The sequence below is a fragment of the Boseongicola sp. genome (genome assembly GCF_057460485.1).
This window is the reverse complement of record NZ_JBVCWP010000124.1, coordinates 1-11,032: the sequence shown is the minus strand read 5'-3', so window position 1 is coordinate 11,032 and position 11,032 is coordinate 1. Positions and strand designations below refer to the sequence as shown.

The 11,032-nt window shown below is 57.1% G+C and carries 12 protein-coding genes and 1 pseudogene; 9 read left to right on the top strand and 4 right to left on the bottom strand.

Annotated elements, in window-relative coordinates; genetic code table 11:
- The 9 genes and pseudogenes from AC221Y_RS14020 to AC221Y_RS13980 form a co-directional block, all read left to right on the top strand.
- A pseudogene (locus AC221Y_RS14020) lies at window positions 1-229 on the top strand (hypothetical protein); the annotation flags it as partial.
- Window positions 230-312: 83 nt separating this feature from the next.
- Entirely contained in the window at window positions 313-1,767 is a 1,455-nt protein-coding gene (gene hydA, locus AC221Y_RS14015; protein WP_486707559.1) for a dihydropyrimidinase, read from the top strand.
- Entirely contained in the window at window positions 1,767-2,591 is an 825-nt protein-coding gene (locus tag AC221Y_RS14010; protein WP_299756166.1) for an ABC transporter ATP-binding protein, read from the top strand. The genes hydA and AC221Y_RS14010 overlap by 1 nt, the downstream gene beginning before the upstream one ends.
- Complete coding sequence (locus AC221Y_RS14005) at window positions 2,588-2,965, top strand: hypothetical protein (protein ID WP_299756168.1); 378 nt, start codon at window positions 2,588-2,590, stop codon at window positions 2,963-2,965. Before AC221Y_RS14010 ends, AC221Y_RS14005 begins: the two co-directional genes overlap by 4 nt.
- Before the next feature lie 154 nt (window positions 2,966-3,119).
- Window positions 3,120-4,055 carry an ABC transporter permease gene (locus AC221Y_RS14000; protein WP_299756171.1) on the top strand — a complete coding sequence of 312 codons (936 nt, stop codon included), beginning with the start codon at window positions 3,120-3,122 and terminating at the stop codon, window positions 4,053-4,055.
- A gap of 107 nt (window positions 4,056-4,162) precedes the next feature.
- On the top strand, window positions 4,163-5,002 hold the full coding sequence (locus tag AC221Y_RS13995) for an ABC transporter permease (RefSeq protein ID WP_299756181.1): 840 nt from the start codon (window positions 4,163-4,165) through the stop codon (window positions 5,000-5,002).
- A 30-nt stretch (window positions 5,003-5,032) separates the two neighbouring features.
- Window positions 5,033-6,019, top strand: a complete 987-nt coding sequence (locus AC221Y_RS13990) for an ABC transporter substrate-binding protein (RefSeq protein ID WP_299756174.1) — start codon at window positions 5,033-5,035, stop codon at window positions 6,017-6,019.
- Window positions 6,020-6,151: 132 nt separating this feature from the next.
- Window positions 6,152-6,502, top strand: coding sequence for a Lin0512 family protein (locus tag AC221Y_RS13985; RefSeq protein WP_299756176.1), 351 nt, complete (start codon window positions 6,152-6,154; stop codon window positions 6,500-6,502).
- Window positions 6,499-6,843: a Lin0512 family protein gene (locus tag AC221Y_RS13980; protein ID WP_299756179.1), complete on the top strand. Its 345-nt coding sequence runs from the start codon at window positions 6,499-6,501 to the stop codon at window positions 6,841-6,843. Before AC221Y_RS13985 ends, AC221Y_RS13980 begins: the two co-directional genes overlap by 4 nt.
- 337 nt (window positions 6,844-7,180) lie before the next feature.
- On the opposite strand, the gene AC221Y_RS13975 is transcribed toward AC221Y_RS13980, so the two are convergent.
- From AC221Y_RS13975 to AC221Y_RS13960, 4 genes are all read right to left on the bottom strand, one after another.
- Window positions 7,181-7,366, bottom strand: coding sequence for a hypothetical protein (locus AC221Y_RS13975; RefSeq protein WP_486707558.1), 186 nt, complete (start codon window positions 7,364-7,366; stop codon window positions 7,181-7,183).
- A 151-nt stretch (window positions 7,367-7,517) separates the two neighbouring features.
- Window positions 7,518-9,476, bottom strand: coding sequence for an acetate--CoA ligase (gene acs, locus AC221Y_RS13970; RefSeq protein WP_299753413.1), 1,959 nt, complete (start codon window positions 9,474-9,476; stop codon window positions 7,518-7,520).
- 56 nt (window positions 9,477-9,532) lie between these two features.
- Window positions 9,533-10,288, bottom strand: a complete 756-nt coding sequence (locus AC221Y_RS13965) for an ABC transporter ATP-binding protein (protein ID WP_486707557.1) — start codon at window positions 10,286-10,288, stop codon at window positions 9,533-9,535.
- Between the two features lie 18 nt (window positions 10,289-10,306).
- Window positions 10,307-11,032 (bottom strand): ABC transporter ATP-binding protein (locus AC221Y_RS13960; protein ID WP_486707556.1); only part of this gene is annotated, 726 nt, incomplete at its 5' end.

Genomic DNA, 11,032 nt, shown 5'->3' with positions numbered 1-11,032 from the left:
GACACTTGGGGCGACGGTAGGTGAGGCGTGGGATGCGTTGTATCATCTAGAGCGGGCTGCAAGGACAATGGTTCTGGCTTATTCGACCGGGCAGGATTTGGCGGTGATGGCGGATGATCTGGCCGAGGAGACGGCGGCCGAGTGGGAGACATATCACGATGAGGCCTCCGCGCATTTTGCCGAGATGAAGCGGGTGCTTGATCGTGAAGAGCCTGACTATAAAGATTGATGATGGGGGCGCTGCCCCCAAACCCCCGGAGTATTTCTTCCAAGAAGAAACGACGGGAAACATAGGGATACGGGGAGTTTTAGATGTCTACTGTGATTAAGAATGGCACTGTGGTGACGGCGGATCTGACCTATAGCGCGGATGTATTGGTTGAAGGCGACGTGATCGTTGAGATTGGTCAGGGGCTTTCTGGCGATACGGAGTTGGACGCCACTGGGTGCTATGTGATGCCGGGCGGAATTGATCCGCATACGCACCTAGAGATGCCGTTCATGGGGACGTATTCAACGGACGATTTTGAGAGCGGGACTCGGGCAGCTTTATCGGGTGGCACGACGATGGTTGTCGACTTTGCGTTGCCGGCACCGGGGCAGGGGCTGCATGATGCTCTTGCGATGTGGCACAACAAATCGACGCGGGCCAATTGCGACTATTCCTACCATATGGCGGTGACCTGGTGGGGCGAGCAGGTCTTCAATGAGATGGCGTCTGTGATCGAGAAAGAGGGTATCACGACGTTCAAGCATTTCATGGCGTACAAGGGTGCGCTTATGGTAAATGATGACGAAATGTACGCATCATTTCAACGACTTGCCGAACTTGGCGGGATTGCCATGGTGCATGCAGAAAATGGCGATGTGGTTGCGGAACTGTCGGCTAGGCTGCTGGCTGAGGGCAATACAGGACCAGAGGCGCATGCGTATTCGCGGCCGTCCCAGGTTGAGGGTGAGGCGACGAACCGCGCAATTATGATTGCGGATATGGCGGGGGTTCCGTTGTATGTGGTGCATACGTCCTGCGAGGAGGCGCACGAGGCGATCCGGCGGGCCAAGCAACAGGGAAAGCGGGTCTGGGGAGAGCCTTTGATCCAGCACTTAACATTGGATGAAAGCGAGTATTTCAACAAGGATTGGGACCATGCGGCGCGCCGCGTCATGTCACCGCCATTCCGCAACAAGAAGCATCAGGACAGCCTTTGGGCTGGCCTGCAGTCGGGGTCTTTGTCCGTTGTTGCGACGGACCATTGTGCGTTTTCCACGGACCAGAAGCGTTTTGGCGTGGGCGATTTCACTAAAATTCCGAACGGGACTGGCGGACTGGAGGATCGGATGCCGATGCTTTGGACCCATGGAGTTAGCACAGGCCGGTTAACGCCGAATGAATTTGTCGCGGTGACCAGCACAAATATTGCCAAGATTCTGAATTGTTATCCGAAAAAGGGTGCGATTTTGGTTGGAGCGGATGCGGATATTGTTGTTTGGGATCCTGAAAAGGAGAAGACGATTACGGCCGCGTCGCAGCAATCTGCGATTGACTACAATGTGTTCGAGGGCAAGCACGTGAAGGGTTTGCCTCGGTTTACGCTGACTCGCGGGCATATCGCAGTGCATGACGGGGAAATTAGGACCGAGGAAGGCCACGGAAAGTTTGTGCGGCGCGAGGCGAACAATCCGGTGAACAAGGCGTTGTCGAATTGGAAAGAGCTGACAGCTCCGCGCCCTGTGGAACGCACTGGTATTCCGGCGACGGGGGTTTGATGGACGGCAACAACGTACCTTCTTCGTCCACGGACCATTCGGTACAAACCCCTGTGATTACAGCGGAAAATCTATCGCTGACGTTTCAAACCGGAGATGGTCCAGTGCATGCGTTGAAGGACGTCAATCTGACTGTTGATAAGGGGGATTTTGTTAGCTTTATCGGGCCATCAGGGTGTGGGAAGACGACGTTTTTGCGCACAATTGCGGCCCTTGAAGCTCCGACGGACGGGGTGTTGACGGTCAATGGAATGGTTCCAGATGAGGCAAGAAAAGCTAGGGCTTATGGCTATGTTTTTCAAGCGGCGGGGCTTTATCCCTGGCGGACGATTGAGGGGAATATTCGGCTGCCATTGGAGATCATGGGGTTTTCCAGAGCGGACATCGAGAATCGGGTGAGAAATGTCCTTGAACTTGTTGAATTGGCGGGTTTTAAGAAGAAATACCCCTGGCAGTTGTCTGGGGGGATGCAGCAGCGGGCTTCGATTGCGCGCGCGTTAGCGTTTGATGCGGATTTGTTGCTGATGGACGAGCCGTTTGGGGCGCTTGATGAGATTGTGCGGGACCGGTTGAATGAAGAGCTCCTATCGCTTTGGGCGCGAACGCAGAAGACGATTGCATTTGTAACGCATTCGATCCCGGAAGCCGTATATTTATCTACGAAAATTGTTGTCATGAGCCCGCGCCCGGGACGGATTACGGATGTAATCGAGAGCCCACTCCCGAAGGATCGAGGCTTGGATATTCGCGATACGCCTGAGTTCATTGCGATCGCACATCGGGTGCGTGAGGGCTTGCGCGCGGGTCATGGAGATGAGGTTTGAGCCACGACCTTTATTTTTGGAGCTATATTGATGAAGGGACGTATCCACCTGGAAAGGAAGAGGAGTTTGCGCAGCATTGTGTCGCTTTGGCGGACGGTAGTCCGCGAAAAGAGATAGCTTTGTTGCCTGTGGAGCAAATGAAAGCGAAGGTGGCCGAGGCACTGGAGGCGGCACCTGACTGGACCCATGATGAGGGACCGTTTTGGTTAAAAGGGGGGGCTGGCGTCATCGAGGTCTATGTCTCTGAATTTTATGCTAGACTTTCCCTTCGGGGGGCATGGGATGGGGATGACGCAAATCGTTTGAATGATGTCATGAAGCCGTTTGCGTGCCCGCTTTTTGACCCACAAACCGGGGAAAGGTTCGCGCTTTGAGACGATGTCGCTACAACGTCGGTGTAACGTCGGTATTGCGTCGGGGCAGCCGTTCGCGCCATTTGCGAAGTGTTAGGAATTTGCACCTATGAGCGGCAGGACGATGCAAAATTCGGCGATCGGACGCGGTGGTCGGTGGTTTAGGAAGGCAGTTATGCCAGTGCTGGCGGTGATCGCGACGTTGTTGGCTATTTGGTACGTGGCCGTCGTGCCAATGAATATCAAAGAGGTCCTTACCCAGGCGGAGCGGGAGGGGGCTGTTATTGTGCCCCCCTCGGCAGCAGAGCGGCGGGACGCAGGGCGCTGGGGGTTGGTGTTTGCCAACCTTGATCTGATCGGACCGTCCTGGTCGACAGAGCGGGCTCGACTTCCTGCCCCGCATCAGGTGGCGGGCGAGTTGTGGAAATCGACCTGGGTTGAGGAAACCACAGGGCGGCGTGGAATTGTGCAATCAGGGAGCTTTTCAAACCGGTCGCTGATCTACCATGGCGGTGTGACCTTGACCGCGACGGTGTTGGGATTTGTGATCGGATCGGTGCTTGGGATCTTGTTGGCGGTTGGGATCGTCTACAACCGTGCCATGGACCTGAGCGTGATGCCGTGGGCCATCATTTCGCAGACTATTCCGATTGTCGCATTGGCGCCGATGATCATCGTGGTGCTATATTCGGTCGGGCTTTCCGGGTTGGTCGCGAAGGCGGCGATTAGTGCCTATCTGTCATTCTTCCCGGTGGCCGTAGGGATGGTGAAGGGTTTGCGAAGCCCGGATGCGATGCAGATGGATTTGTTGCAGACCTACAGCGCCAACAAATCGCAGTCGTTCTGGAAGCTGCGGTTGCCGGCCTCTGTTCCATATCTTTTTGCGTCGCTGAAAATTGCGATTGCGGCGTCTTTGGTGGGCGCGATTGTGGGCGAATTGCCAGTGCAGCGGGGCGGCCTCGGGGCCCGCATGTTGGGCGGCAGTTATTATGGGCAGACCGAGCAAATTTGGGCTGCACTATTTATGGCTGCGGTGATGGCGGCGGGACTTGTTTGGTTGGTCGGCTGGATTGAACGGCGCACACTTCGAGCGATGGGAGCGCAGACGTGAGGCGGTTCAGCGAAGCGATGGGCACGACGATCTCGGTGGTGGTTTTCTTGCTGATGTTCGTCGTGATTGCCTTGGCCGCACTGGGGCGCGCGGAAAGTGATGGTGGGATGGCGCTGCTTTGGGTGGCGCTTTTAGCCTATATTGGCTGGCAGTTTGTCGACGCGCTCGCAGGATGGGCCGAAGCGCCTTCTGTGGGACGGTTAGCGGCGCCTTTTGCTTTGGGGGCTGTGGTTCTGATCGGCTGGCAGACGATCGTGACGGCATTGGATGTGCCGTCCGTGATCCTTCCCGCCCCAAGCCAGATTGCGGTGACGTTTGCCGGCAACCTTCGGACGCTTTGGGCAGATTTTGTCCAGACAATCCTGAAGGGGGCTATGTCGGGCTATGTTGTCGGCTGCGCCTTAGCGTTTGGGATGGCGGTGCTTGTGGACAGATATGATTTTCTGCGTCGCGGGCTGTTACCGGTGGGTAATTTCATGGCCGCTTTGCCGATCGTGGGCACGGCCCCGATCCTTGTGATGTGGTTTGGGTTTGACTGGCAGTCAAAGGCCGCGGTTGTGGTTGTCATGGTGTTTTTCCCCATGCTGGTGAACATCGTGGCGGGATTGGCGGACACGACTGCGATGCAGCGCGACCTTATGCGGACCTATTCGGCAAGCTATTGGCAGACCCTGATCACATTGCGCCTTCCGGCGGCTTTGCCGTTTGTATTCAATGGACTTAAAGTTTCGGCAACGCTGGCGTTGATCGGCGCGATCGTGGCCGAATTCTTTGGCTCGCCGACGGTGGGGTTGGGATTTCGGATCAATGCCTCGCTTGGACAATTGGCGCTTGATATGGTGTGGTCAGTGATTGTGGTGGCGGCTTTGGCTGGATCGCTGCTCTATGGATTTTTGACGGTGTTGGAGCGGTGGCTTACGTTCTGGCATCCGTCGCAGAGACGATGAAAAAGTGAAATCAAACAGGGGAGAACTGAGATGAATAAGTTTTTGGCAGGGGCTGTTGCGGCTCTTGGAATGAGTGCGGGGTCTGCATTTGCGGCCGATGAGGTGCGTTTGCAGTTGCAGTGGGTCACGCAGGCGCAGTTTGCGGGCTATTACGTGGCTTTGGAGAACGGCTATTACGGGGAAGAAGACCTTGATGTGACGGTTCTTCCGGGTGGTCCGGACATTGCGCCTCCGCAGGTTCTGGCTGGAGGCGGCGCGGATGCAATGCTGAACTGGATGCCGTCGGCATTGGCGGCGCGCGAGAAGGGTCTGCCGGTTGTAAACATTGCGCAGCCGTTCAAGTCATCGGGCCTTATGCTAACGTGCTGGAAGGACACCGGGATCACCGGGCCGCAGGACTTCAAGGGTAAGACCATTGGCGTTTGGTTCTTTGGCAACGAATATCCGTTCCTGTCGTGGATGAGCCAGGAAGGTATTTCGACCAACGGTGGTGACGATGGTGTGACGGTGTTGAAGCAGGGCTTTAACGTTGATCCGTTGTTGCAGCGTCAGGCCGATTGCATTTCGACGATGACCTATAATGAGTACGGTCAGGTGTTGGATGCGGGCGTGGCCGAGGACGAGTTGGTGACCTTCAAGTATGAGGACATGGGCGTGGCGACGTTGGAGGACGGCATTTACGTGCTGGAGGAAAACCTTTCCGATCCTGCATTCAAGGACAAGATGGTGCGCTTTGTGCGTGCATCAATGAAGGGTTGGAAGTGGGCCGAGGAGAACCCCATGGAAGCTGCTATGATTGTTCTTGATAACGACGAGACCGGCGCGCAAACCGAAGCCCATCAGGTGCGTATGATGGGCGAAATTGCCAAGTTGACGGCAGGATCAAACGGAGCGCTTGATCCAGCGGATTTCGATCGCACGGTTGCGACGTTGCTTGCCGGCGGGTCTGATCCGGTGATTACGGCTGCCCCTGTGGGCGCGTGGACAAGTGAGATCACGGATGCGGCTTTGAACTAAGCCATCTTCGGATTTTGAGGGGGCGGCGCGGGGAAACCTGCGTCGCCCTTTTTTTCGCGCCGTGGTTAGGGTCTGTTTGTTTCGGTGGTGAGGGGATAAGCGTTACGATGGTTTTGGATTGGGAGTGGCGAGATGGCGGTGAAGCGATTGCTGACAGAGTTTGGGATGGGCAGTTCGCTTCGGCGGCAGGACTATACCGAAGCTGCTGTGCGGGCGGTGCGCGATGCGTTGTGGCACAATTCGATCAATCTGGCCGAGCTGTTCGGCAAGGATAAGGCTGAGATGCAGATCACCGTTGAGGTTGGAGTGCAGGACCCGGATGCTGTCGAGGCCTCGAAGGTGGCCGAGATTTTCCCCTACGGTCAAGTCGAGGTGATAGCGCGCAAGGGCGGTCTGGACGTGCCGCGGACCGATGGCGGCAAGCCGACGGTGATTGCGAATGTCGCGATTTCGGTGGCGCTTGATCTGGAGGGTGCGGCATGAGCGAGCGGCGGTTTATCATCGAGATGGGCATGGGCAACGATCAGTATGGCGAGGATTACACCAAGGCGGCGGCCCGCGCGATTGAGGACGCGATCCGTCATTCAGCCATTCCGATGTTCGAGGCGACGGGTCTTTCTCACGAAGAGATGCGGGTGCAGGTGACGGTTGGTGTGGCACGGCCCGAGGCTGTGGATTGTGCCGTCTTGGCGGCGGGTTTGCCGCGTGGGCGGGCCGAAGTGTGCGCCGTTGAGGGCGGTTTGAATGTGGTCAACCCGGATACCGGGAAGATGCTGGTGGTGGCGACGGCGGCCGTGGAGGCGTTCTTGCCGAAACAGGGGTGAAGCGGCGCTTTGTGGCCCATGCGCCGCGCCTGCTGGTTGTTTTTTGCTGATAAACAAATTGTTTCTTGGCACGAAACGCGTCTCTGCTTAGTTTCGCCACCAGAACGTGGGACAAACCCGCGTCGAGGCAGACGAGTAGTATTATGACAGACGTATTGAGAATGGCCCTTAAGGGGCCAACCCAACGTCGTAGGGCACTGACCCTGTGGCGGAAATGGTGGCGGCGGGCGGTTTAACGACCGCCTTGCCATACCTGACTGATTGGCGCGCGCACGGCGGTTGATCCGGCGTGTCGTGTCGCCGTTCGGTGATTGAGGCCGGCGCTGGACGACACGCCTCAGGACCAGACGACAAAGGCCCCGATGACAAAGAGGCTCAACCCTGCGACTTCGCGGACAGAAGTGCGAGGGCGATTATTAACGCCATTCCAACGGGCGGGATGGTCCGCTAGGATTTCATGCGCGAGCATGGTAACGCTGTAAAGTATCGCTGACGTGAGAGCGAGAATTGCGACAGAGTTCATGATTTCGCCTGCGGCATTTTCATCGATGCTACAGCGGGAAAGCTCGCGGTGGAAAAACTTTGTGTCAGGTTGCGTGAATTCACGGTCACATCACGGTGACAGACCAAAGCCCGCCGGATGGCGGACTTTGGTCACGATACAGGGTCTGTTGTCACTCGCGGTTCATTCGATTTTTGATCAGATCATCGACAACTTCGGGTTCGGCAAGCGTGGAGGTGTCGCCAAGCGCTCCGTAGTCGTTCTCGGCGATCTTGCGCAATATGCGACGCATGATCTTCCCGGAGCGCGTCTTTGGAAGGCCCGGCGCCCACTGAATGAGGTCCGGTTTCGCAATCGGGCCGATATCTTTGCGGACCCAGACTTCTAGTTCTTTGCGCAACTCTTCTGTCGGCTCGACGCCATTCATCAAAGTAACGTAGGCATAGATGCCCTGACCCTTGATCGCGTGCGGATAGCCGACAACCGCACTTTCGGCGACATTTTCGTGAGCAACAAGGGAGCTTTCGACCTCGGCGGTACCCATGCGGTGGCCCGAGACGTTGATCACGTCATCAACGCGGCCGGTTATCCAGTAGTAGCCGTCTTGGTCGCGGCGCGCGCCGTCACCCGTGAAGTAGGTGTTTTTGTAGTCGGCGAAGTAGGTTTTTTCGAAACGTGCGTGGTCGCCCCATATGGAGCGCATCTGGCCAGGCCAGCTGTCCTTGATGCTTAGAACGCCTTCGGCAACGATGGTGGTGACTTCCGCGCCGGACGTGGGCTCAAGGATCACCGGTTGGATACCGAAGAAGGGCAGGGTACAGGAGCCGGGTTTGGTCGGGGTCGCGCCCGGCAGTGGCGTCAAAAGGTGGCCGCCGGTTTCAGTTTGCCACCATGTGTCGACGATGGGAACATTCCCGCCGCCAACCACGTCATGGTACCAGCTCCAGGCCTCAGGGTTGATCGGCTCGCCGACGGTGCCGAGGACCTTGAGGTCTGACAGATCGTAATTCTCGACGAAGGAGGTTCCTTTGCCCATCAGCGCACGAATTGCGGTCGGGGCGGTGTAGAATTGGTTTACTTTATGCTTTTCGCACACGGCCCAGAAGCGGCCCGCGTCGGGGTAGGTGGGCACGCCTTCAAACATCAGAGTTGTCGCGCCGTTTGCGAGAGGGCCGTAGACGATGTAGCTGTGGCCCGTGACCCAGCCTACGTCTGCGGTACACCAAAAGACGTCACCGTCGTGGTAGTCGAACGTGTATTGGTGCGTCATCGCCGCATAGACGAGGTAGCCGCCTGTCGTGTGCACAACACCTTTTGGTTGGCCGGTGGAGCCTGAGGTGTAGAGGATGAACAGCGGGTCTTCGGCGTTCATTTCTTCCGGAGGGCAGTCGGCGGAGACGGTTTCTTCCATTTCATGAAGCCAGTAATCCAGCTCTCCGCGCCATGCGACCTGTTGGCCGGTGCGGCGGACAACGAGGCATTTCACCTCGTCGACGTCGTGGGTGAGGGCTTGGTTTACGTTGTCTTTGAGGTTCGTGATACGGCCGCCGCGAGGTGCGCCGTCAGAGGTGATGACGACTTTCGCTTTGCATCCGTTCACCCGCGCGCCAAGGGCGTCTGCCGAAAAGCCAGCGAAAACAATCGAATGGATCGCACCGATGCGGGCCGAGGCGAGCATGGCGTAGGCTGCTTCCGGGATCATCGGCATGTAGAGAACGACGCGGTCGCCCTTTCCGACGCCCATCGCTTTGAGAACGTTTGCGAATTTGCAGACGCGTTCGTGCAACTCGCGGTAGGTGATGTGGAGCGCTTCGTCGTCCGGACTGTCGGGTTCCCAGATGATTGCGGTTTGGTCACCGCGGGTTTCGACGTGTCGGTCGATGCAGTTGGCAGCGACGTTCAGGCTGCCGTCTTCAAACCAGCGGATGTCGATATTGCCGGGCGCGAAGGACGTGTTCTTAACCTTGGTGTAAGGCTTGATCCAGTCAATGCGTTTGCCCTCATCGCCCCAGAAACCTTCCGGGTCCTCAACAGAGCGTTTGTACATCGCGTCGTATTTGGCGCGGTCTGCATGTGCGTTCGATTTAAAGTCTTCGGTCGGCAGATACATGCCGTTTTGAGTTTCCAACATGGGCCCCTCCAGGTCTTAATATTGATGTTGGGCGCCGGGAATCCTGGCGCCAGTCGTCAGATGGCGAGATATTCCGCGCGTAGCTTTTCGTCGTCGAGCACTTTCTGGGCGCTGTCGTCGTAAACGACGCGACCGGTATCAAGAATGACGGCGCGGTCGGCGAGCTTCAAAGCTGCGACGGCGTTTTGTTCGACGATGATCGTTGTGATCCCTTGGTCGCGGATGATGTTCAGCGTCTTGGCGATTTCCTGAACGATGACGGGGGCGAGGCCCTCGTAGGGTTCGTCCAGAAGTAGGACTTTGATGTCGCGCGCCAAGGCTCGAGCGATCGCAAGCATTTGCTGTTCACCGCCCGACAGGGTGATGCCGTCCTGGCTCTTGCGCTCGCCGAGACGTGGGAACAGCGAATAGATGCGTTCAAGCGACCATCCGATGGGCGGGGCGATCTGGGCAAGTTTTAAATTTTCTTCGACCGTCAAGCCGGGGATGATGCGTCGGTCTTCGGGCACCAGAGCAATGCCATGCTGTGACGCCTCATAGCTTTTCATCTTGTGCAGCGGTTTGTGATCAAGCCAGATCTCGCCGAAGCGCAGTTCGGGGCTATCCATACGGGCGATACTGCGCAACGTGGTGGTTTTGCCAGCACCGTTGCGGCCCAGAAGAGCGAGGATTTCGCCTTCGTGAACGTTAAAGCTGACGTCCTGGACGATGTAGCTTTCGCCGTAGTAGGCCTCGATATTCCAAACACTGAGGTAGGCCGGTGCGGTAGCGGCGTTATTGGCGTTATTGTCGTAGGGTTTTTCGTCAAGCATGTCGGTGTCCCCTGTTCCTTAAGCGGCAACTTCGCCGAGGTACGCTTCTTGTACCTTGGGGTTGCCTTTGATGTTTTCGGGTGCGTCTTCGACCAGAGGTCTGCCTTGCGCAAGGACCGTTATCCGGTCTGCAAGGCTGAACACGACGTGCATGTCGTGTTCGATGATGCACATGGTGATGTCGCGCTGGTCGTTGATCTGTTTCAGCAGATCGATGGTGTTGTTGGTGTCAGCACGGGCCATGCCAGCGGTTGGTTCGTCGAGGAGCAGGAGCCGGGGTTCCTGCACAAGACACATCGCCATTTCAAGGCGGCGTTTGTCGCCGCGCGACATGGACGCCGAGTGCATATGGCGTTTGTCAGCCATGTTGACGTCTTCTAGAATGGCTTCGGCCTTTTCGAGAATATCCTTCTCCTGGGCGAAGCTTTCAAAGGCGTGCAAGCGGAAGGACCCGTCGCGCTTGGCGAAGCAAGGGATCATTATGTTTTCCAGAACCGTGAGGTCGCTGAAAATCTCGGGCGTCTGAAACACGCGGGAGATACCCATCTGGTTGATCTGGTGTGGCTTGCATCCCAGCACGGACTGGCCGTCGAACATAACCGATCCGGTATCGGGGATCAGTTTCCCTACGAGGCAGTTAAGCAGCGTGGATTTGCCCGCACCGTTTGGTCCGATGATGGCGTGAACCGTATTTTCCTTGACGGAAAGGTTCACGTCCCCAAGCGCCTGCAAGCCGCCGAAGCG

What these genes read in the sequence shown, in the direction of transcription:
- hydA (WP_486707559.1), top strand. Translation starts at nt 313, where the DNA reads ATGTCTACTGTGATTAAGAATGGCACTGTGGTGACGGCGGATCTGACC.
- AC221Y_RS14010 (WP_299756166.1), top strand. Translation starts at nt 1,767, where the DNA reads ATGGACGGCAACAACGTACCTTCTTCGTCCACGGACCATTCGGTACAA.
- AC221Y_RS14000 (WP_299756171.1), top strand. Translation starts at nt 3,120, where the DNA reads ATGCCAGTGCTGGCGGTGATCGCGACGTTGTTGGCTATTTGGTACGTG.
- AC221Y_RS13995 (WP_299756181.1), top strand. Translation starts at nt 4,163, where the DNA reads ATGGCGCTGCTTTGGGTGGCGCTTTTAGCCTATATTGGCTGGCAGTTT.
- AC221Y_RS13990 (WP_299756174.1), top strand. Translation starts at nt 5,033, where the DNA reads ATGAATAAGTTTTTGGCAGGGGCTGTTGCGGCTCTTGGAATGAGTGCG.
- AC221Y_RS13985 (WP_299756176.1), top strand. Translation starts at nt 6,152, where the DNA reads ATGGCGGTGAAGCGATTGCTGACAGAGTTTGGGATGGGCAGTTCGCTT.
- AC221Y_RS13980 (WP_299756179.1), top strand. Translation starts at nt 6,499, where the DNA reads ATGAGCGAGCGGCGGTTTATCATCGAGATGGGCATGGGCAACGATCAG.
- AC221Y_RS13975 (WP_486707558.1), bottom strand. Translation starts at nt 7,366, where the DNA reads ATGAACTCTGTCGCAATTCTCGCTCTCACGTCAGCGATACTTTACAGC.
- acs (WP_299753413.1), bottom strand. Translation starts at nt 9,476, where the DNA reads ATGTTGGAAACTCAAAACGGCATGTATCTGCCGACCGAAGACTTTAAA.
- AC221Y_RS13965 (WP_486707557.1), bottom strand. Translation starts at nt 10,288, where the DNA reads ATGCTTGACGAAAAACCCTACGACAATAACGCCAATAACGCCGCTACC.